The 21,503-nt window shown below is 40.9% G+C and carries 23 protein-coding genes; 6 read left to right on the plus strand and 17 right to left on the minus strand.

Features of this window, described 5'->3' with window-relative positions; all coding sequences use genetic code 11:
- The first annotated feature begins 42 nt into the window (after positions 1 to 42).
- Entirely contained in the window at positions 43 to 1,248 is a 1,206-nt protein-coding gene (ylbJ, locus tag MKZ02_RS17480) for a sporulation integral membrane protein YlbJ (RefSeq protein WP_120037068.1), read from the plus strand.
- Positions 1,249 to 1,316: 68 nt separating this feature from the next.
- On the opposite strand, the gene coaD is transcribed toward ylbJ, so the two are convergent.
- From coaD to MKZ02_RS17495, 3 genes are all read right to left on the minus strand, one after another.
- On the minus strand, positions 1,317 to 1,802 hold the full coding sequence (gene coaD / locus MKZ02_RS17485; RefSeq protein WP_340854800.1) for a pantetheine-phosphate adenylyltransferase: 486 nt from the start codon (positions 1,800 to 1,802) through the stop codon (positions 1,317 to 1,319).
- Positions 1,803 to 1,815: 13 nt separating this feature from the next.
- Complete coding sequence (gene rsmD, locus MKZ02_RS17490; protein ID WP_340854801.1) at positions 1,816 to 2,373, minus strand: 16S rRNA (guanine(966)-N(2))-methyltransferase RsmD; 558 nt, start codon at positions 2,371 to 2,373, stop codon at positions 1,816 to 1,818.
- A gap of 285 nt (positions 2,374 to 2,658) precedes the next feature.
- Positions 2,659 to 4,065, minus strand: a complete 1,407-nt coding sequence (locus tag MKZ02_RS17495; RefSeq protein ID WP_340854803.1) for a stalk domain-containing protein — start codon at positions 4,063 to 4,065, stop codon at positions 2,659 to 2,661.
- Between the two features lie 203 nt (positions 4,066 to 4,268).
- On the opposite strand from MKZ02_RS17495, the gene MKZ02_RS17500 reads away from it, so the two are divergent.
- Positions 4,269 to 4,844, plus strand: a complete 576-nt coding sequence (locus tag MKZ02_RS17500; RefSeq protein WP_340854805.1) for a hypothetical protein — start codon at positions 4,269 to 4,271, stop codon at positions 4,842 to 4,844.
- 233 nt (positions 4,845 to 5,077) lie between these two features.
- Positions 5,078 to 5,470, plus strand: coding sequence for a DUF7147 family protein (locus MKZ02_RS17505; protein WP_340854807.1), 393 nt, complete (start codon positions 5,078 to 5,080; stop codon positions 5,468 to 5,470).
- A gap of 30 nt (positions 5,471 to 5,500) precedes the next feature.
- Here the strand turns inward: MKZ02_RS17505 and MKZ02_RS17510 are convergent, their stop codons facing one another.
- The 5 genes from MKZ02_RS17510 to ylbD form a co-directional block, all read right to left on the minus strand.
- Positions 5,501 to 5,776: a YlbG family protein gene (locus tag MKZ02_RS17510; protein ID WP_340854808.1), complete on the minus strand. Its 276-nt coding sequence runs from the start codon at positions 5,774 to 5,776 to the stop codon at positions 5,501 to 5,503.
- 122 nt (positions 5,777 to 5,898) lie between these two features.
- A complete protein-coding gene (locus MKZ02_RS17515; protein WP_120037054.1) occupies positions 5,899 to 6,348 on the minus strand; it encodes a YlbF family regulator in 450 nt (149 codons plus the stop codon).
- Positions 6,349 to 6,400: 52 nt separating this feature from the next.
- A complete protein-coding gene (locus tag MKZ02_RS17520; RefSeq protein WP_340854811.1) occupies positions 6,401 to 6,796 on the minus strand; it encodes a hypothetical protein in 396 nt (131 codons plus the stop codon).
- 44 nt (positions 6,797 to 6,840) lie between these two features.
- Complete coding sequence (locus MKZ02_RS17525) at positions 6,841 to 7,179, minus strand: YlbE-like family protein (RefSeq protein ID WP_340854813.1); 339 nt, start codon at positions 7,177 to 7,179, stop codon at positions 6,841 to 6,843.
- A 35-nt stretch (positions 7,180 to 7,214) separates the two neighbouring features.
- Positions 7,215 to 7,544, minus strand: coding sequence for a spore coat protein YlbD (gene ylbD, locus MKZ02_RS17530; RefSeq protein WP_340854814.1), 330 nt, complete (start codon positions 7,542 to 7,544; stop codon positions 7,215 to 7,217).
- Between the two features lie 213 nt (positions 7,545 to 7,757).
- On the opposite strand from ylbD, the gene MKZ02_RS17535 reads away from it, so the two are divergent.
- Positions 7,758 to 8,240 carry a PaaI family thioesterase gene (locus MKZ02_RS17535; RefSeq protein ID WP_340854816.1) on the plus strand — a complete coding sequence of 161 codons (483 nt, stop codon included), beginning with the start codon at positions 7,758 to 7,760 and terminating at the stop codon, positions 8,238 to 8,240.
- Between the two features lie 40 nt (positions 8,241 to 8,280).
- Here the strand turns inward: MKZ02_RS17535 and MKZ02_RS17540 are convergent, their stop codons facing one another.
- Positions 8,281 to 9,312, minus strand: coding sequence for a CAP domain-containing protein (locus tag MKZ02_RS17540; RefSeq protein ID WP_259455731.1), 1,032 nt, complete (start codon positions 9,310 to 9,312; stop codon positions 8,281 to 8,283).
- Between the two features lie 307 nt (positions 9,313 to 9,619).
- Here MKZ02_RS17540 and MKZ02_RS17545 point away from each other — a divergent pair, with 307 nt between their 5' ends.
- Positions 9,620 to 9,979, plus strand: coding sequence for a YugN family protein (locus tag MKZ02_RS17545; protein WP_120037044.1), 360 nt, complete (start codon positions 9,620 to 9,622; stop codon positions 9,977 to 9,979).
- Between the two features lie 45 nt (positions 9,980 to 10,024).
- Here the strand turns inward: MKZ02_RS17545 and MKZ02_RS17550 are convergent, their stop codons facing one another.
- The 7 genes from MKZ02_RS17550 to cyoE all read right to left on the minus strand — a co-directional run bounded on the left by MKZ02_RS17550 (position 10,025) and on the right by cyoE (position 16,600).
- On the minus strand, positions 10,025 to 10,486 hold the full coding sequence (locus MKZ02_RS17550; RefSeq protein WP_182917118.1) for a DUF420 domain-containing protein: 462 nt from the start codon (positions 10,484 to 10,486) through the stop codon (positions 10,025 to 10,027).
- 81 nt (positions 10,487 to 10,567) lie between these two features.
- Positions 10,568 to 11,479: a cytochrome c oxidase assembly factor CtaG gene (ctaG, locus tag MKZ02_RS17555; RefSeq protein WP_120037040.1), complete on the minus strand. Its 912-nt coding sequence runs from the start codon at positions 11,477 to 11,479 to the stop codon at positions 10,568 to 10,570.
- 192 nt (positions 11,480 to 11,671) lie between these two features.
- The gene (gene ctaF, locus MKZ02_RS17560) at positions 11,672 to 12,004 is read right to left on the minus strand and encodes a cytochrome c oxidase subunit IVB (RefSeq protein WP_120037038.1); all 333 of its coding nucleotides are present in this window, start codon (positions 12,002 to 12,004) and stop codon (positions 11,672 to 11,674) included.
- A 3-nt stretch (positions 12,005 to 12,007) separates the two neighbouring features.
- Entirely contained in the window at positions 12,008 to 12,637 is a 630-nt protein-coding gene (locus MKZ02_RS17565; protein WP_120037036.1) for a cytochrome (ubi)quinol oxidase subunit III, read from the minus strand.
- Positions 12,637 to 14,511 (minus strand): cytochrome c oxidase subunit I, encoded by a 1,875-nt coding sequence (gene ctaD, locus MKZ02_RS17570; RefSeq protein ID WP_120037034.1) that lies wholly within the window; start codon positions 14,509 to 14,511, stop codon positions 12,637 to 12,639. The genes MKZ02_RS17565 and ctaD overlap by 1 nt, the downstream gene beginning before the upstream one ends.
- A gap of 28 nt (positions 14,512 to 14,539) precedes the next feature.
- Positions 14,540 to 15,625 (minus strand): cytochrome c oxidase subunit II, encoded by a 1,086-nt coding sequence (coxB, locus tag MKZ02_RS17575; protein ID WP_340854824.1) that lies wholly within the window; start codon positions 15,623 to 15,625, stop codon positions 14,540 to 14,542.
- Between the two features lie 87 nt (positions 15,626 to 15,712).
- Positions 15,713 to 16,600, minus strand: a complete 888-nt coding sequence (gene cyoE, locus MKZ02_RS17580; protein ID WP_120038167.1) for a heme o synthase — start codon at positions 16,598 to 16,600, stop codon at positions 15,713 to 15,715.
- A 421-nt stretch (positions 16,601 to 17,021) separates the two neighbouring features.
- On the opposite strand from cyoE, the gene MKZ02_RS17585 reads away from it, so the two are divergent.
- Positions 17,022 to 17,948, plus strand: coding sequence for a COX15/CtaA family protein (locus tag MKZ02_RS17585; RefSeq protein WP_340854826.1), 927 nt, complete (start codon positions 17,022 to 17,024; stop codon positions 17,946 to 17,948).
- Between the two features lie 36 nt (positions 17,949 to 17,984).
- Here the strand turns inward: MKZ02_RS17585 and pyc are convergent, their stop codons facing one another.
- Positions 17,985 to 21,422: a pyruvate carboxylase gene (gene pyc, locus MKZ02_RS17590; protein ID WP_340854828.1), complete on the minus strand. Its 3,438-nt coding sequence runs from the start codon at positions 21,420 to 21,422 to the stop codon at positions 17,985 to 17,987.
- Between the last annotated feature and the right edge of the window lie 81 nt (positions 21,423 to 21,503).

Consider the following 21,503-nt stretch of genomic DNA (forward strand, 5'->3'; position numbering starts at 1 on the left):
TAGAATAGAGCCTGGCTTTTGAAGAACAGGAGGTATGAATAGTTGACGTCTACCCAGGTAAAAACCATTCTTTTAGCTATGGGCGTTACGGCTTTTGCTGGTTCATTAATTATCTTTCCCGAAATTTCATTTGAAGCATCCATTCGAGGATTAAATATGTGGTGGGAAATCGTCTTTCCTTCGCTACTTCCCTTTTTCATCGTTTCTGAAATGATGATTGGCCTCGGGGTCGTCAATCTTATCGGTGTTTTGCTGGAGCCGCTTATGCGCCCACTTTTCAGAGTGCCTGGAGCGGGCGGATTTGTATGGGCGATGGCGATGGCTTCAGGCTTTCCATCCGGTGCAAAGTTGGCGGCACGCCTTCGACAAAACGGCGAACTGTCCCAGCTTGAAGCAGAACGTCTCGTTTGTTTCACCAACTCATCCAATCCTCTTTTCATTTTCGGAGCCGTTTCAGTCGGCTTCTTCTATAATTCTCATTTAGGGCTTCTGCTGGCCGCTGCTCATTATGGGGGAAACTTTTTTGTAGGGCTAACCATGAGATTTTACGGAGCAAAAAACGAGAAAAAAACAGATTCCTCTTCTTCCTTTTCAGTCTCTTCGGCTTTTGCTGCCATGCACAAAGCCCGAAGCCAAGATCAACGACCCATTGGAAAGCTGATGGGGGATGCCGTTCTCTCTTCCATTCATACGTTGCTTATGATCGGCGGATTTATTATTCTTTTTTCCGTACTCAATAAGATTCTTTTTCATATGAATATTACTTCTTTTCTTGCAACAGGAGCAGCTCAACTTCTGTCCTTTCTTCACTTGCCGTCTGAGTTGAGTGTGCCTTTTATCGCCGGCTTATTCGAAATCACCCTCGGCAGCCAAATGATCAGTCAAGTCCAACCTGCTAATCTGATGGAGCAGGTAATTGTTGTCAGCTTCGTTCTCGCCTTCAGTGGCCTTAGTGTCCATGCCCAGGTAGCCAGTATTCTGGCAGATACAGATATACGCTTTCGGCAATTTTTATTTGCTCGCTTTCTTCATGGCATATATGCAGCCATTTTTGCCTTCCTCTTATGGAAGCCGGTGTATGAGCAATCTTTCAATCCCGAAGTTACTCAGCCTGCTATACCTGTTTTTCTTTATGAAAAAACAATCTGGGAGAAACTGTTGCTTTATTTACAGCAAATTGGGCCGATTTTCACTATTGGGATGCTGATCGCTTATCTATTCTTTTATTATGCCACTGCTAAGAAATAATTAGAAAAACACCCTCTGTTAAGTGAGGGTGTTTTTCCGTCTGAATATATTCAACCGTCTTATAACGTTTATTTACTTTTTCTCTTACCTTTTAAAGCTGCTTCCACAGCTGGCGGCACCAAATCGGAAATATCGGCATTGTATTTCGCCACTTCCTTTACGATGCTGGAGCTAAGAAAGGAATATTGACTGTTAGTCATCATGAAAAATGTTTCCAGGCTTTCATCGAGTACCCTGTTCATAGAAGTGATTTGCATTTCATATTCAAAATCTGAAACTGCTCGCAGCCCACGCAGGATTGCCTTTGCTTCTCTTTCTTTTGCATAATCTACCAGCAATCCGTTATAGCTATCTACTTCTACGTTTGGCAGATGTTTGGTCACTTCACTAATTAATTCTTTTCGTTCCTCAACAGAGAATAACGGTTTTTTAGATGAATTGCTTAATACAACTACATATACTTTATCAAAGATCTTAGCGCCTCTTTGAATAATATCTAAATGTCCATTCGTGATCGGATCAAAGCTGCCCGGACAAACGGCAATGCTTGCCATTGATACTCCCCCTTTATTCTTTCCCCCATTTAAAAATTGACACGCGGATAATGCCATATGTTTCCATTCTCACCTGTCGCAGTCTGCCGATCTCCTCTGACAAGGTATGGTCAGAACCATGCTCACATACGATAAAACCATTTTGCTCCAGCAGTTCTTGCTCATCAATCCGCTTTAACAAACGTTCTAATTGCTGCTTTGCATAGGGAGGGTCTAAAAAAATACCATCAAAAACAAGACCCCGTTTGGCAACTGCCTTCAGTGCCCGTTCTGCATCATTTCTGTACACTTCGCTCTGATCGGAAAAACGGCAAGCAGCTAAATTGGCCTTTACAGTTTGAATCGCTTTCATATCTCTATCAACAAAGATCATTTTCGAAAAGCCCCTGCTCAATGCTTCTATTCCAAGGCCGCCGCTACCGGCATAGAGATCAAGGCCGATGCCACTTGAAAAATAAGGGCCGATCATATTAAAGATCGATTCTTTTACTTTATCAGTTGTCGGCCGAGTGCTGTTCCCTGGAACAGCTTTTAACGGCATGCCTTTTTGTGTCCCTGATATGACTCTCATATATATATTCACCATTCACAAAGATTTTCTTTCTCATGTTACCATAACTCATTAGGTGAATCCAGCAGGTTTCTTTGATAATTATCCTGCATATTTTCTAATAAATAACGTTTAAAACCTTCCCAAATGGTTCATACTACTAATAACAACATCACTCGGGATGTTGTCGATCACGGAGAAGACTTATATTCCCCATGAGTTCTTTCTCCAGTTTCTCCTCTCCCTTTGCCTTCTGTCTACTATAGACATAGAAGGGCCCTGCTGAACAGTTCAGCAGGGCATTTTTTATAGATCAAGATCCTGAATATAGATGCTCTGTTTATTTTGTACTTCTACTAAAAATATTTTTTGCAGCCACTTTTGATTAATGTAAAGCCGACCTTCATATGTTTGCAAGGCATTTTCATATAACCCATACTTCTCTTCGTTTAAGATAAAGCGGTGTTGGCTAGGATAAAAACGGTATGTGTTATACTTTCGTTTAACGAGCAACGATTTTTCACCTGTTAAATTTTTCACCTCGTATCCAAGCGACTGAAGTGTTTCAGTGAGTGGAAAAAACAATTGACCGTTCTGAACAATTGCTTGCATCTCAGTTTCAGACCCATTTACTTCGATTGAGCGGGAATCATAAAAAAATAATGATTGAAGAGGCTTGTTTTCATTTTTATTTTTCACGAAAAAAGCTGTATTAGCTCCTTTCACCTCTGAAAGAATGTTATCCAGCTGCTCAGCTGTAATTGGCTCTTTCGTTAAACCGAAAAGTTGCTTTTTCCACTGGGCCTCCTCCTCCTCTGTCAATTGCTCATTTAACTGATTATACATTCTTCTTATTTTTTCAGAGCCAGTTGGTCGGCCAATCTTATAAGAAGCAATTAAAAATGCAAGCCACTCCTCGCTTTCTTTAAAATGATAGTTCTGTCCCACTTCGCTCGTGATAAAACTTTCTGCCAGCCGAGAAAGCTGTTGATTGTCCTTTACTATGATCAAGCGGTCGGACAGATAAGAAGGATGTTGACCTGTAAAAATAATGGTGGCCCCATCAACCAATGATTTTCCTATAAGATCAAGCTGCTGATGATCAAGCCCGCTTTCAGACTCTCCATAAACAACGAGCTTCTCATTTTTCCATTGTTTTAATGGTTTTAGTTGCCAATACAACGCTCCGGGCTGGCCTTTTCCTTGAAATAGATAATAATCAATCAAGTCTAGCTTCTTCATCTTCGAAGATCCCAAGCCTGAAAACCACATACCTTCTCTCATTTGTTCCTCTGTAAAGTGGATGATTGTATTCTCTGCGTTTGCTTCTTTTAATTTAATCGACCAGTCGGATAATAGAAGGGTCGTTCCAAAGGAAGGGAGCTTCACTGAGTAAGTAATCGAGAACGTTTCTCCTGCTGGAATGATATTGGCACTTTGTCCCCTAAAAGAACATTTTCCTTCCTTCTTGTTATAGGACGCCTTTAAAGCATTAGGCGGCATGATGATAGACAAAGGTTCCTCCGCTTTTAAACGTGTAAATGTATGTTTAACAAACAATCCTGCCTCTTTATGCTCTACATGAATTTCCTGATCTACTCTTGCTTCTTGAGAGGCCATAGACGTTTTTTCATAGCCTATCCATTGAATAAGCAGTACGGTTCCGGAAATAACTATCAAAAAAAAGATAAACAACATGGATTTTTTTAGCATATAATTCTCGCCTTCTCTAGTTAATTCAACCCAATTATAAAATAGCAAATTAGTCCTGTAAACAGCCGAAAATCTACAGTTTTATGTACGCAGCACATATTGTAGTCGTTTACTTGCCATTGCATGCAGAAGAAAGAAGGGTTTCTTTATTAGGTTAAAGAAATACATGTAAGACTACTGTATAAATAATGAGGTGACCTAACTTGAAATTTGCCTATACAAACATTAAAAGTGGCAGTGCCACATGTGTACTGGAAATTAATGATCAAAGGCTTGAGTTTTACCCTACTTTTCATTCAGACGCTCTTGGTGATCTGGTTACATATTTAGCCTCTGTTCATCCTTTGTGTAAACTAAGTTGGAAAGAAGGGGCTTTTCATAAAAGGAATGGCGGTATTGAGTGGCAGACCGGCCCTTTTTTATTGCGTTGGGAATTCAAGCGCGATTTTGAAAACTTAGAAATTATAATTACAGAAATTCAAAATCCACTTGTAGATAGAATAAAGAATACAGATTTGCCTAGAAAAGTGTTAAAGGCAAAGTGTAACTTTGATGAGTTTGTTTTTTGTATAGTAAAAGAGTTAGATCGGATAATAAAACAACGGGGTATTTTAGGGTATCGCCAAGAATGGCAAAACGATACATTTCCGCTTGATGGATTTCTGGCTTTGAAACACGCCTGTCTTTACAACAAACCTTTCGAGATTTCTCAAAAAAGAAATGGCACATCATTGGAAGAAGAACTTAACCTATTAATGAAAAATATAAATGAACAATGAATGAAGGAAGCAGCATGCTTTTCGCTTTTCATCAACCTGATTAACTTACCTACAAAATTATCCTTTTCACTTGAGAAACTACTTTCGTTTGGAGTAATCTTTTTTCAAATCGGAATGTTAGATAGCCCAGCATATAAGTTAGTGCGCTCTTTTTGCAACTTGAGCTTCTCTCCCTGTAAAGGTACAATAAGAAGGCTTTCATCAGTCCCTATTACAGAAATGGAGGTTTTAGCTTGGTTCAGCGATTTATCGAACTTGGAGAAGGATATTCAGATGTATATGAGCTTCTTGAAATTGTCCGTAATAATCACCATCGCCTTACACATATGATTGCTTTCCACTCATCAGAGGAAGGTCGCCAGATGACTTCTCTGGCAGTGGTTCTTTCACCAACAGACCCGGGGGATTTCCAGCCTATTTACATATGCCGTGAAGGGATTCCTTACCCGCACAGCACGCCAAACAAGCGCTTTGATCTATTTAAGGAGACGGCTGAATCGTTAAATCGGCCCCTTATAGAAATGGATGTAAAACCTTCCTCTGCTTTTGCAGAGACGGAGCTTTACTTCCAGCACCTGATCGGTATTCTGCGGCTCAACCATCTTCTTGCACCGCTAGGCCGATAAAAACAAAAAGCAGGGGAGTCCCCTGCTTTTTTATACGCCGATTTTGTAATCATATTCTTTTGCTTTATCGGGTTTTGAGTTTTCATACTCTGTTTTCAAAAACGGCTTAAAAGATGGCTCCACTTTCTTAACAAACGATAATGAATTCAATCTTTCCGTCATTTCTTCAATTTCATCCTGATTACAATAAACTACCGCGTATTTCATGCGCTTCGATACGTAATGAACATTCCCATATTTTCGCAACGATTTGACTGGCTTTGTATTGTGAAGCCAGACAATGACAGCTTGTCGATCAATAAACATAATATCTCCCTCTGAATCAATGTGATAAAAACGCAAAAGGTTGCTTGGTCGGCACTCGATTGCGAATAGATCATTCCCCTTGCCTAAGAGCAAGTCCGCTTATAGAGATAAACAGCCGGCTATTAAGCGGAGCAGCCGCAGCTTGAGCCAGAACCACAGCCGCCACCACAACTAGAGCCCGATGAGAAAAATGGATTGCCTGTTGGAACTTTAATTCCTTCTGATACAGCCCGGCCAATTACGACGCTAATTTCATCAAGCAAGGCTTGTAATTCATTTTCAGCCACCCGGAAAGCAGCGACATTTTCATCTAAATCCATTTCTCTCTTTGCTTCCCTCACTTCTTTCATGACCCTGCTATAATCCGGATGATAACGTCCAAATCGTTGTACTTCTTCATATTGATCTTTCAGCCGGCTAAACCGATTGATTTTTTCTTTTGTGACAGGGTTTGTATATAAAAGAAAGTAGCATGACTGATAATGTTGAGCTACCTCCGATTTAAGAATCATATGTGCAAGCTCCTCAGCTTGTTCTACAGTTTTAATCTTTTCAATTGTAGCTGTAAGCATTTAGCCCACCTCCATTCCCTATTTTAACATATTATCTGTTAAATAAAACTATTTACGGAATGGATACAGCAAACGATTTTTCATAACCGAGCGGACGATTCGCTTCATCGGTTAATTTAATCTCTATTTGATGGCTGCCTGAATGCAACCCTTTTACAATAAAAGCAGCAGTATGATAGGTTTGATAATGTTGGCCATTCACGTAAACAGACACCTGCCCCTTCTGTTGTGAATTTGTCCCATTATTTGAGAAAGAAACACCAGGCACAATTAATTCGACAAATACGTTATTCCCTCTTAATAAATGCCTCACAGTCCAAGTTTTCTCAGTTGTCTGGGCCTCTGCTTCTCCTATTGAAGCAGAGGGAGAAATTGCCTCTGGTTCAGGAATATTTGTTCTGCATCCTGACAAGGTAATCATTGTAAAAATGACGATTAACCACTTCATTGCCCACACTCCTTTTCAGGTAGTGTGTGCATATTCGGCGATTTTTATTGCTCGTTTCCGCTCATTTCTCCCGTCTGTTCCGCCGCTCCTTCTGGCTGCTCCGCTGTCTCGGACGCTTCTTCAGGTTGGGGGGCTGCTTGAGGTGCAGGTTGAAAGAATTGCGATTGCATCATATACATTAAAGCCGAAGCCATCTGTATTCCATCGTTTAAACGGCCTAACCGATCAGGGAAAGTCTTTTTGTAAAATTGTAGACTGGCCCTTTCAAATTCCTCTATTTGATAAGGGTTGCGACTTAACAGCCGGTACCAGGACGGTTCTTTTCGTAAATAATTGCGCCATTCTTTATTTGTTCTTATTTTTTCCATAATCTCCTGTCTCATCCTATCCCTCCTGTAAACGTATGAGCTCATTTTATTTATTTTTTCTCTTTTTGCTGTTCTGCTAAATCAGCTAAATAAATTTGTGCCATCTCTAACATTCCTTGTACGTCGGATAAAATATTGCTCCATTTCATCCCTTCAAATAAAGACAGCACTTTTGCTAATTTAACTGTCCAGTCCGCTGACTGAAAATTTGTTTCCGATTTATTGCGACTGTCCTCTTCTTCCTTGAAGGTGACAGTTCCTGATAAATGCCACTCCTCAAAAAGCTCCTGTAATGTAACACTCCGCTTCCGCACCATCCGCCTTAAATCCGGCCTCTCCTCCATAAACTCTTTGAACTCCTTTACTCGTGGATGTAACAACTATTTCCCCTCCGTATCCCCGCCCAACTGATTTGCTACTAATACATTATGGAACAACCGCCAAAAAGTGAAGAAATGTTTATATTTGCAAAAAGTGATATGATAATAAAAACAGAGTTGGATGCCTTGGATGGCAGGCAGAAGACATACCGGCTGAAGGGGCGTTCTTTAGCCTTTCTGATAGATAAACCGGGGAGAAAGGGAGAAATTTAAATGAAAGAAAAAATTTACTCGTTGATTGAACAAAGTCTGGAGAAAGCAACCAAAAAAGATCTAGAGGTATTGGAGCAACTGCTGAAAGGCTATTTGGAGAAAAGAGAAGGAAACGGTACTTACATAGGAAGACTGTTTCAATTAGAGAGAGAAATCGAGGAGAATGAATGTGTCGTCCGGATGCCAATTACTGACTTGTCGAATAACTCTCTCAATATTGTCCATGGAGGGGTGACGGCTACGGTATTGGATTCAGCTATGGGTTCAGCTGCCTACACCGCCACTCCTGAAGGCTATGCAACCGTTACGTCTAACTTAAATATTCATTACATTGCTCCCGGAACAGGCGATGAACTTACTGTAAAAGCTCGCGTGCTGCACAAAGGCTCAAAAACAATCGTTGTAGAGGGAGAAGCTTTGAGAGCAGATGGAAAAAAAGTAGCCCATGCAACGGGTACCTTTTTCCTCTTAAAGAAAAAATAATTAAAAAAGCAGCTGTTTGCTAGAACAGCTGCTTTTTTAATTATTTGGCAATAAAATTTTGAGTATAATATTTCTGGTAAACACCTACGCCTAGAGATGTAAATTCTTTTTGTAGTAAAGCTTCTCGATGCCCTTTGGAATTTAGCCATCCTTCTACAGCAGACGGTCCATCTGTATAATTCGCTGCTATATTTTCGCCAGCGAGCTCATAGTCAATCTTAGCTTCTTTCAGCCGATCCCCCAGATCTCCTGAGGAAGGAGATTCATGAGCAAAATATTGTTTATCATACATTTCTTTACTATGCTGTTTTGCTACTTTAGCTGTTTCTTCATCCCATGACAATCCATTTAAGTTATGCTTCTCTCTAATAATATTGGTAAGATCAAATATTTGCTTTTCACTCCCGTTTTCAATCTGCTGCCATGCAGAGTCAGAGAGCTCCGGATCGGCTGGCAATTCTCCTCTATACACCATCTCATAGGGCCTTTGTTTAATTAAGTAATCCCTCGTTAAGTAACGCACGCTAGACAACGTACCAGAGAATTTATCCATATACAACTGGGCATATATATCTCCAACCTTAACCATTGGTCTCATATTATAATCTTCTTCTGACAACTCAAAACGATAAGTACCAGAATTATTCTCAACCACTATATCCATGCGAAGGTCATACATTTGAAAAAGATCTTTGGCAGGCTGATCCATTTTAAATGGAGAAACGTCCGTGTCGCCAGCGGCATAGGCTGTGACTACTTGATTATTCTCCACACCAAATTGTACATATTGATGATTGCTATTATAAATCCACCATTCATACCCGTAGGCGGAAGGATCTTTGCGAATAGGTTCTCCCATGGCTTTTCTTAATAACGCCGACTCTTTCCCAATATAAAATCCAGCGCCGGATGCTGGCTTTTCCACCGCTCGGACTGGCTTATTTCTATCTTCCAATTCCTTTTGCATATTCATGTCATGTTTTGCAGGATTGGTTGTAGCGGAATTGTGCAGGACTTCATTTTCTTCTCTCGCCTGGTTAAAATAAATTCCGCCTATTAAAATGATAGACATTACCACCAGAATTCTGATGACTGATCGCAGAAGACTCCCCCCTTTTTTGTTCCTGTGCAGGCATTATTGCCATATATTACTCACATTATAACACTATGCTCATCTTGTATCACTCACTGCAAATAATTTAAAAAATATTCTGCTATTTTCTATGAAATTGCTCCATTATTTGGTGGAAAAGATTTGTCTGTTTCTCCTCATTTCATTGCAAGAAACACTTTTTTCGACTATTATTATTATTGGAGCGGTAGATTAAAAGCGCGGAAATAGATTAGAGGTACGCTAAGATATTCAGGAGGGATTTTTCATGAAATTTGAAAATACGGGTTTAGAGAATTTACGGATTGATTTTGATCGATTGAACTATATCTGTCGGTCACACAAACTAGTTCTTGCAGGACAATGGGATTACGAACGGGTTACGTTCGACCGCAGGTTTGATCTTAAAGAAGGTACATACTATCTACGTGTTTTTGGATATGCTGTTGAAGGTGATGTTGGTTCCTCGGATGCAACTATCCAATTAATGTCTCCTGTACTTGGTAAATATTATTATCCACACGGTGTAGAATACGGAGAAGATGAAAACTTCCCAGCATCTCTAGTGGAAACATGTGAAAAAATTCTAAGTGATCTTAAAAACGAAGTGGAACAGTTCACTTTTTAATAATCTAAAAAGCGCATGAATCATTTCATGCGCTTTTTCTTTCCTTTAAAACCCAAGAATAGCTTTAATAACTGAAGTTGTTTCTCCACCTTTATAAAATACATACAGCAGCAAATAAACGGCTACGCCAGTTATAGCTGTAAAAAACCAAATAATGCTCGTAATTGGTCCAAGTTTTCTATGTTTTTCTAGATTATTTTTCAGCCCTAAAATAATAGTGATAATTCCTAAGACAGCTCCCACAGTGGCTAATGTGATATGAAAAATTAAAAAGATGGTGTAGTAAATCTTAATATCTTCCGGACCGCCAAAAGCTGTGTTGCCGATAAAAACCGTTCGGCTAGCATAAATAACAAAAAAAACAATAGCAAAAACAGCGGCCAAAAGCATTGTTTTTTTGTGCTGCTCGATTTTTCTTTGTTTTATTTGCGCCCATCCAATGGCAACGGTAATTGCGCTTAACACGATAAAGGTTGTGCTAATTGTGGGCAAAATAGGTAGTGACATCTTTATTCCTCTTTCCCATTTGTAATCTTTCAGATAACTATGCAGGAAAAGGAAAGGAAGGTTTCCCTTTCCTTTCCACCATTATTTTGTGTAATCTGCCTGATGATTCATCAAAGCAGAGGCACTCATTTCCTCCGTTTCTTCTTTCTCCTTGCGAACCCACTCAAAAAATACGAAGGCAAGCATACAGCCGTACACAATCTCTTGAATGATTTTCATGATGACTCCACCAAGCTGTTGGTCTTCCATCACAGGCATACTCGAGAAAAGCTCAGGGCCACTTAGGCTCAATCCTTGCAGAGTAGAAGTTGGGACACAAAGCTCCATTGCTTGAAGCCAAGCACCTGCATCGCTGTAAGTAGCGTATACTGGAGCAGAAGCAAATATAATCAGCCCACATGCAGGTGTCAATAGAATCCCATCAGCGAAAATATAGCCCACTTTCTTAAGACCGCTCAATTTTCTACCTTCTGGCATGTCATTTACTAATGGCCACCACATAAAGAGAGCAAAAACAAACAATCCAATCGTGTACAAACTATGGAGAAGCATGCTCATCTTAATATAATCAAAAACGATTGGCAAATGATAAATTGAAAATAGACCGTTAAACAAAATTAAAGCGATCAGCGGCTTTGTGAAAAAGTTAAAGACGGGCTTGACCATACGATGGTCAATTATTTTTTTCCATACCCACCAAGGAACACCTCTTAAAAATAGAGGAACAACCACCAAATAAAGAACGGCCATCTGAATCATATGATACGTAAACATAATATGACCTAACAGATCAATTGGCGAACCCTTCACTGCATACAACACTACCATGGCTGTCACAAATAAAGCGGCCTGATGTTTCATCAACGGCTCCTTGCCTTCGAACTTACTTCTCCATTTCATTGTTCCTAAGAAGTAAAGGACGGTTAGCAATATTAACAGCACGAGAAAATAAGGACTCCATAGCGCTTGAGATCCAAAGATACTAATCGGCATTCCCTTTCACCTCGATATCATATTCAATGCCCTGCTTACATTATAACGTTCCCTATTTTCCCTAGCAATGTTCCGAATTGACAAGTTCATGACAACGCGATAAAGCTGATCGATCACAAAAAAAGCCGGCTCTAAAAAGAGCCGGCTTTTGTGTAACGAGAAGAATTTGCAAACCTTAACGCTTGCGAACAATTACCACCAAATGATCGTCATAAAAGCTAATATGGTCAAGAAGGCAACTGTAACACCTGACCACATAAACAGGGATGGTGCTTCATGGCCCTTCTCACTCATATGCATGAAATAATAAAGCTGGAAGCCCACTTGTACTACTGCCAAGAGTAGAATAAATGGAATGACAAACCATTTAGAGAAATCTGCTCCTACTGCTACAAAAGAAACAACAGTGAAAAAGATCATTAAGGTAAATGTTGCTACCTGAATTCTCATACCTTCTGCATTCTTTTTGCGGCGGTAATCATAACTGAGTCTTGGGTTGTTTGAATTCGATTGATTATTTACCATCAATTATCCCACCATTCCCATTAAGTATACTACCGTAAAGATAAATACCCATACAACGTCGATAAAGTGCCAATAAAGGCTTGCCAAGTAAAATTTAGGCGCATTGTAAAGATTCAATCCACGGCCTGCATTCCGAACCATTAACAAAGTGATCCACACTAATCCAAAGATAACGTGGGCACCATGGAAACCAGTTAACGTATAAAAAGCGGAGCCAAATGCACTGCTAGTAAACGTATGGTTGTATTCAGTATAGTAATGATGGAACTCGTAAAGTTCACAGCCTAGGAAACCAAGGCCAAGAATAACCGTAATTAACAGCCAGAGCTGCATTTTCTTAAAGCTGTAGTTTTTCATATGGTACATGGCATATACGCTTGTTAATGAGCTTGTTAACAAGAGCATTGTCATGACGAATACCAATGGCAGTTCAAATAAATCTTTTGCCAGCATATGATCTGGGCTCGGTACCTTATCTTTCAATGCAATGTAGGTAGCGAAGAGAGAGGCAAACAATACCGTCTCTCCGCCTAGGAATAACCAGAAACCTAAAAATTTGTTTTTTCCTTCAAGGGTTGCTTTTTCAGGTGATTCAGGCCATGTTTGGGGTGTGTATTTTTCTTCAGCTTGCATTACGCCTTAACCCCCTTATCATCATTTTCCTCAATTAAATCTTCTTTATGAATATGGAAGCCATGATCGTCTTTAATTGAACGATAGATCATCGCACCAAAAGTGATCACTAATCCACCAATTAATACTGGAATTGCCCATGCTTTATCATCTACATGGTACATAGCTCCAAAAGCAGCAATGAATAAGCCAAGAGAGATCACAAACGGTGTAAATGAACCGTTTGGCATATGGATATCACCAATTGGCTCAGCCGGTGTTAACGTTTGTTTGCCTTCCATCTTCTCTAGCCAATAAGCATCCAGACCACGTACGAGTGGCAATTGCTTAAAGTTATAGAATGGAGGCGGTGAAGGGATTGCCCATTCTAACGTACGGCCATCTCCCCATGGATCATTGCCCACTCTTTCATTTTTGACAGAAGTGATTACTACATTCACTAACAATGAAATAACAGAGATTGCCATGAAAGCCGCTCCAATGGAACTGACTAGGTTTCCAGTATCAAGTCCTTGACCCGGAAGGAACGTCCACACGCGACGAGGCATCCCCATTAGACCAAGGAAGTGCTGGATAAAGAATGTTAAGTGGAAACCAATAAAGAAAAAGACAAACGTAAATTTCCCGATTTTTTCACTTAGCATGGTTCCAAACATTTTTGGCCAATAGAAATGTACTCCAGCTAACAGAGCAAATACTACCCCACCAACGATAACGTAGTGGAAATGCGCAACGATAAAGTAAGTATCATGATACTGATAATCTGCTGGCGCTACGGCCTGCATAATTCCTGTTACCCCACCAGCCACGAAAGACGGAATGAAGGCAACAGCGTAAAGCATCGGTACAGTAAATTTAATGCTTCCTCCCCAAATGGTGAGAAGCCAGTTAAAGATCTTAATACCTGTAGGTACCGCAATAGCCATTGTCGCAACTGCGAAAATAGCGTTTGCTACCGGGCCAAGTCCCACTGTAAACATATGGTGGGCCCATACCATGAATCCTAGGAAGCCGATTAATACGGTTGCGAATACCATGGATGAATATCCAAACAGGCGTTTTCTTGAGAACGTTGAAAAAATTTCCGAGAAAATACCGAAAGCCGGTAAAATCAAAATGTATACTTCCGGATGTCCGAAGATCCAGAAGAAATGCTCCCAGATAATTGTATTACCCCCTGCTGCTACGTTAAAGAAGTTAGCGCCGAACATACGGTCGAACGTTAACATAAAGATTGAAGCAGTCAGTGGAGGAAACGCGAATAAAATTAATGCAGAAGCAACAAATGTTGTCCATGTAAACAATGGCATTCTCATATAAGTCATGCCAGGAGCGCGCATGTTAATGATCGTAACGAGGAAGTTAATCCCCCCCATTAACGTACCAAACCCTGAGATCTGTAACCCCAAAGCATAAAAATCAATTCCATGGCCTTCTGAAGCAAGTGATAAAGAGGCGTATGAAGTCCAGCCTGCATCAGGAGCTCCGCCTAGAAACCATGATAAGTTTAAGAATAATCCTCCGAAGAAAAATAGCCAAAAACCAAGTGCGTTAATAAACGGGAATGCTACGTCACGCGCTCCAATTTGCAGCGGCATAACAGCATTCATAAAGCCGAGCAGCAAAGGCATCGCTGCTAAGAAAATCATTGTTGTACCGTGCATAGTAAGCAATTCATTGTACAAGCCTGCGCTGACAAAGTCATTATTTGGTACAGCCAGCTGAGCCCGTATCATCATTGCCTCTATACCGCCCATTAGGAAAAAGATTCCACCCGCGATTAAATAAAGAATCGCAATTTTCTTATGATCGACTGTTGTTAAATAGTCCCATACCGTACTTGCGAAACCTCGTTTTTGTGCAATGGTACTCAACGGTTTTACCTCCTTCTTTTTCTAATCCTTATTGTTCTTCTACTTTCAAGCTCATCAAGTATGCTGCTAATTGATCAAGTTCTTGCTCATTCAATTGTTTATAAGTACCTGACATCTTATTGCCCGGCTTATACTTTTCAGGATTACGAATCCAGTTTTTCAACTCTTCTTCGTTATGATCCAGTATTCCGGCAACACGTGAACGCTCACCGAATGTAGCTAAGTTCGGTGCAAGTCTAGCTTGCTCTGGACGTGCGTCGTCAGGGCTTGTTGCGTGACAGCTTAAGCAATTTTGTTCAAAGAGTTTTTGACCTTGCGCTGCAGCTGTATCAGTTGGCGTAGCTGCCTTAGCAGATTGCATAGCGCTCAACCAATTTTTGAAATCATCTTGTGATTTTGTTTCCACTTTGAAGTCCATCAAAGCATGGGACGGTCCGCAAAGCTCCGCACATTTTCCATAGAACAAGTTATTGGCTTCTTGCGCTTTATCGCCATCAAATTTCAGCCAAAATTTGTTCACGTTATCTGTGTTCGTATCCATTTTTCCTCCCGCAGCAGGAATCCAGAATGAATGCTTTACATCAGATGAAATCAAATTAAAATATACCTTTTGATCTGTTGGAACGACCAGTTCCTGAGACGTGATCACTTTATAGTCAGGATATTCAAACTCCCACCAGTAAAGATTTGCACGTACGTTAACAACAAGTGCATCACGCACTCCGTCTTTATTTGGCTTCTTATCCATTTCCTTTACATTAGCCTGTTCAAATGTAGCTGCAACAGTCGGCACAGCAAGGATCAGCAAAAGGATAATAGGAATAACTGTCCAAATGATTTCAAGCAAATGACTTCCTTCCACTTGCTTAGGAATTTTGTTTTCGTCACCTTTTTTCCGGCGGAAGCGAGTAATGGCAAGAACGAAAATGACAGTAACTACAACAATAACCCCTATCATGATGATTGTGCTTAAAATCATCAGATCATATTGCTGTTTAGCCACTTCTCCGGCAGGTTTGAGCGTGGAAAGGAATGGTTCACCACAGCCTGACAACACGAGTGCCAACACGGCAAAGACTGATAAAAGACGCCATTTAGTTAGCCTATCTTTCATAGCTTAATTAAACCCCTCTTTCTTATGAATTTCTGCAGCGATATGAGCTATATATGGATTTCTTTAACAAGAAAGAATTCCTGTGAATTAAATAACAGTAAAAATAACCATCGCTACAAACAGGACAGTTAAGTACTGCAACGAATAAATAAACATCAGCTTTGCCCATTTGAGATCATCCTTCATTCTATACCCAGATACCCCAAGAGCAAGCCACCCTATATTCAAAACTGTTGCTAAAACAACAAAGGCAGTGCCCAATGATGTCATAAAGAATGGAAGCGGCAAGAGAGCCAGCACCCAAATCATTGTATGACGTTTTGTAACAGCAAACCCCTTCACTACCGGCAGCATAGGAATGCCAGCAGCCCGATATTCTTCACATCGTCTCATAGCCAACGCATAAAAATGCGGCGGCTGCCAAATGAACATAATTAAAAATAACATCCAGGCAACAATATCCAGATTAGGGTCAATAGCTGCCCAGCCAATTAGCGGCGGCACAGCTCCAGAAATACTGCCCACTACTGTGTTGCTAACATGGCGACGCTTAGACCACATGGAATAAACGACAACATAACTAAATACGCCGATTAAGCCAATAAGGCCGGCTGTAAATGTTGTGAGGAACAAAAAAGCTGTCCCAATAATAATGAAAGCGACACCAATTAACATTACTTTTGGATAGCTTATTTTCCCTGTAACTGTAGGACGCCCTTTCGTTCTCTCCATAAGCGGGTCAATATCCCGGTCAATAAAGTTATTTAAACTGGCTGAACCTGCAATAATCAGGGATGATCCGATAAGCGTGTAAAAAACTGTATCCAGCTGAGTTAGAAAGTGCAGGCCGTTAAAAACGATTGCCAGCCACAGCCCTGTGAAAATAGTAATCAAGTTAGAATTAACGATACCGATTTTAATTAAAGCAAGGAAATCCTTCAGGGCTGTCGTTTCTGGAAGTTCAGTATTCCCCATCGTAGTTGTGGCACGTGACACCTTTTTCCCCCCTCTCTAAAAACAAGCGGTTTGTCTTTTGAATAGCTGGTGAGGCCTTAGCTTTTTTACCAAAGGGCACCAAAAACCACTGTTCATTCCATATTAAATCATATCAGCTTGTTTTTTTGTGAACACATAATGAACTAATTATGTCGAATTTGTGTCCGCTGAAAAAGCGCTATTCCTATCGATTTAGTTTTATAGGATAATAATAACAAAAGCTGCAAAAGCTTATTTGTTCGCGTTTTCAAAGAAATCAGTCTACTCGTATCTTCTACGTATAAGCATAACATTTACAAATAATTTTACAAGTTGTCTTTTTATCTCATCTTCTGTATTATCGAGAAGATGAACTCTTTTATAATCTCCTTTTTGCACTATATATAAGTAGGTGAAAAACATGCAACGCTCTTTGAAATGGCTAGCGGTTTTGACAACGTTCGTCATGCTTCTTGTCTTACTGGGCGGTGCCTTAGTGACAAAAACCGACTCTGGACTTGGATGCGGGAATGAATGGCCGCTGTGCCACGGACAACTGATTCCTGAGGATATTACGATAGAAACAATTATCGAATTATCCCATCGGGTTGTCTCTGGTGTTGCCGGCTTGCTCGTAGCCGCATTGTCTATTCTCTCCTGGCGGCTAATAGGCCACAAGAGGGAAACCAAGTTCTTAGCTGTCATGTCTCTGTTCTTTTTAATTGCGCAAGCCTTGATCGGAGCAGCGGCAGTAAAATGGGGGCAAAGCGACTTTGTTCTCGCTCTTCACTTTGGCATTTCGCTCATTTCTTTTTCTGCTGTTCTGTTGTTAACTCTTTTGATCTTTGAAGTTGATCAAAAGTTCGATGCTTCTTCGTTAATTATTGACAAACGAATGAAATGGCATACTATTTGTGTAACACTTTATAGTTACTTAGTTGTCTACACCGGAGCTCTTGTACGGCATACCAACGCCAGTTTAACTTGTTCCGATTGGCCCTTTTGCCTGAATAGCAATCCTTTTATGCCACTGAATACTTATCAATGGATTCAAATGGGGCATCGTCTTGCTGCCGGTCTCATCTTTTTGTGGATCGTCTACATCACGGTTATTGCTGTGAAATATTATAAGCAGCAGCGAGTGATTTACTGGGGATGGATCATTGCTTGTTTCCTTGTCTCTTTGCAGGTCTTATCAGGTGCCACGATCATCTTTACCAAGCTTAATCTCTACATAGCATTAGCGCATGCTCTATTTATCTCTTGTTTGTTTGGCCTGCTATGTTATTTTATTCTTCTCATTTCCAGAAGCAAAATGAATGCCGACAATATTTCGAAAGTTTCATAAAAAAAGAAGCAGGTCTGGGCCTGCTTCTTTTTTTATTTACTTTTCTAGTTCTATTAACAAGTCTCCTGTAGAGATCGCTTCACCGTTTTGAACATGTATATTGGTTACAATGCCTGAAAATGGTGCCTGAACTGTTGTTTCCATTTTCATCGCTTCCGTAATCAATAAATGGTCGCCCTGAACGACTTTTTCACCTTTTTCGACGAGCACCTTAATCACCGTTCCAGGCATAGTCGCTGCCAAATGGCTTTCATTTTTTGGATCTGCTTTGATCTTGGAAGCAACGGAAGATTTGATGCTTTCATCTTTAATCACTACTTCACGTGGCTGACCATTTAATTCAAAGTAGACAATGCGGGTGCCATCTGCCTGCGCCTGACCGATAGAAACAAGCTTCACAATCAATGTTTTTCCTGTTTCAATCTCAATTTCAATTTCTTCCCCTAATCTCATTCCATATAAGAATGTCGGTGTATCCAGTACGGATACGTCGCCAAACTGATCGATCGTTCTCACATATTCCTTAAACACTTTTGGATATAAAGCATAAGCGATCACATCATGATCTGTGACTTGTCGGTCCAGTTCCTTAGATAACTCTTCCCGCAGAGCCTCAAAGTCCACATCCTTTAGCAGCTCGCCCGGACGGACGGTAAGCGGCTCTTTTCCTTTTAGGATGACCTTTTGCAATTGCTTCGGGAATCCGCCGTACGGCTGGCCTAAATATCCCTCAAACAGTTCAATAACAGAATCCGGGAAGTCAATTTTATCCCCTTTTTCCAGTACGTCTTCTTCCGTTAGGTTGTTTTGTACCATGAAGAGCGCCATATCGCCAACGACCTTCGAAGAAGGCGTTACTTTGACAATATCTCCAAACATCAGGTTTACACGGCTGTACATATCCTTAACTTCTTCCCAGCGTTCCCCCAGCCCGACGGCTTTTGCCTGCTGCTGGAGATTGCTGTATTGACCGCCCGGCATTTCATGCTTATAAATTTCTGTATGAGGAGCGACCATTCCACTCTCAAAATCTTGATAATACTTTCTGACCCCTTCCCAATAATGGGACAGCTCTTCCAAAGCATCGATGCTGACGGAAGGCTCCCGCTCCGTTCCTTTTAGTGCGTAACAAAGCGTATTGGCACTTGGCTGTGAAGTTAACCCAGCCATCGTACTGACCGCTACATCCACAATATCAACGCCGGCTTCAATCGCTTTGGCATACATGTAAATGCCGTTGCCGCTCGTATCATGGGTATGCAAATGAATCGGAAGATCGACGGTCGCTTTTAATTCTGAAATTAATCGATAAGCGGATTGCGGCTTTAACAATCCGGCCATATCTTTAATGCCTAGAATATGTGCCCCCTGATTTTCAAGTTCCTTCGCCATATCTTTGTAATACTGAATATTGTATTTCGGGCGGGTTGAATCTTCAATGTCCCCTGTATAACAAATGGAAGCCTCTGCAATCTTTCCGGTTTGACGAACAGCATCGATCGCTGTTTCCATTCCCTTGATCCAGTTTAAGCTGTCAAAAATGCGGAATACATCAATACCGGTAGCAGCAGATTGCTCAACAAACTCGCGGATAACATTATCTGGATAATTTGTGTAGCCCACTGCATTGGAAGCCCGGAGAAGCATTTGGAACAAGACATTTGGTACTTGCTCTCTTAACGAGATCAGACGTTTCCACGGATCTTCTTTCAGAAAGCGGTAGGAAACATCAAAGGTGGCTCCGCCCCACATTTCTAAAGAGAACACATCCGGCAACAATTTTGCTGTTGGTTCAGCAACGCGGAGCAAATCATTGGTCCGCACGCGAGTAGCGAGCAAGGACTGATGAGCGTCTCGGAAAGTTGTGTCTGTCAGCAATACTTCGGACCGGGATTTCACCCATTCAACGAGCCCCTCTGCTCCTTTTTCATCTAAAATCTGTTTAGTACCAGAGGCAGCCGATTGTAGGCGGTTGACTTTGGGAACAGGTGGCTGGTCAAACAGAGGCTTCTTCTTTTTCTCAATGCCTGGAAAGCCGTTAATCGTCACATTGCCGATATAGTTTAGCATTTTTGTTCCGCGGTCTTTGCTTTTCGGGAAGATGAATAGCTCCGGTGTCGTATCAATAAACGACGTATCATAATTACCTGTAATGAAATTCTCATGACGCATGACATTTTCTAAAAATGGAATATTTGTTTTAATGCCCCGAATTCGGAATTCCTTTAGGTTGCGCAGCATCTTGGATGCAGCCTGCTCAAAAGTGAGCGCCTGTGTAGATACCTTCACAAGCAGCGAGTCATAATACGGAGTAATGATGGATCCTTGGAAGCCGTTCCCTGCATCTAGCCGGACGCCAAAGCCGCCACCAGAACGATACGCCATGATTTTTCCTGTATCTGGCATAAAGTCATTCAGCGGATCTTCTGTTGTAACTCGTGATTGAATCGCATAGCCATGAATCGTAATATCCTCCTGTGCAGGAATGCCGACTTTTTCACTGTGTAAAGAATGGCCTTCCGCAATCAGGATTTGTGATTGAACAATATCAATTCCCGTCACCATTTCTGTAATCGTATGTTCCACCTGAACACGTGGATTTACTTCAATAAAATAAAATTGATTGTCAGCAACAAGGAATTCTACTGTACCTGCATTCAAATAGTCGACGTTTTTCATTAACTTAACTGCTGCGTTACAAATGTCGTTGCGCAACTTTTCAGACAGTGAGACGCATGGAGCGACTTCTACTACCTTTTGATGGCGACGCTGTACCGAACAATCGCGCTCGTAAAGATGAATGATATTTCGTTGATGGTCTCCAAGAATCTGCACTTCAATATGTTTCGGATTTTGAACAAACTTCTCTACATACACTTCACTATTGCCAAAAGCCGCTTTTGCTTCTGACTTTGCCCGCTCATAGGCTTCTCTCACTTCTTCAACGCTATGGACAATCCGCATACCACGCCCGCCACCGCCAAGCGCTGCTTTAATTATAATCGGAAAGCCGTGCTCTCTTCCAAAAGCTACTACCTCTTCAAGATCGGAGACAGGACCGTCTGTACCCGGGATCACAGGTATATCTGCCCGTTGAGCTTGAACTCTCGCTTTTACTTTATCACCAAACATATCTAAATGCTGGGATTTAGGGCCGATAAAAATAATTCCTTCTTCCTCGCAACGTCTAGCAAATTCTATATTTTCTGACAAAAAACCATAGCCTGGATGAATCGCATCCACTTCTGCCTGCTTGGCAATCTCGATAATATTTTCAATATCAAGATAGGCGTCAATAGGCTTTTTGCCTTTGCCGACAAGATAAGCCTCATCCGCTTTGTAACGATGGTAAGAACCTGAGTCTTCTTTTGAGTAAATAGCTACTGTACGAATGTGAAGTTCTGTACAAGCACGAAATACGCGAATAGCGATTTCTCCCCTGTTTGCCACCAGCACTTTACTGATTTTTCTCATTTTCCATCTCTCCCCTGTTGTGCGAGTAAAAATATATATAAAAAGGCTCATTTAACTGAACCTTTTTATTACTGAAATGAG

The sequence above is a fragment of the Pseudobacillus sp. FSL P4-0506 genome, from assembly GCF_038003025.1.
Taxonomy (GTDB): domain Bacteria; phylum Bacillota; class Bacilli; order Bacillales; family Domibacillaceae; genus Pseudobacillus.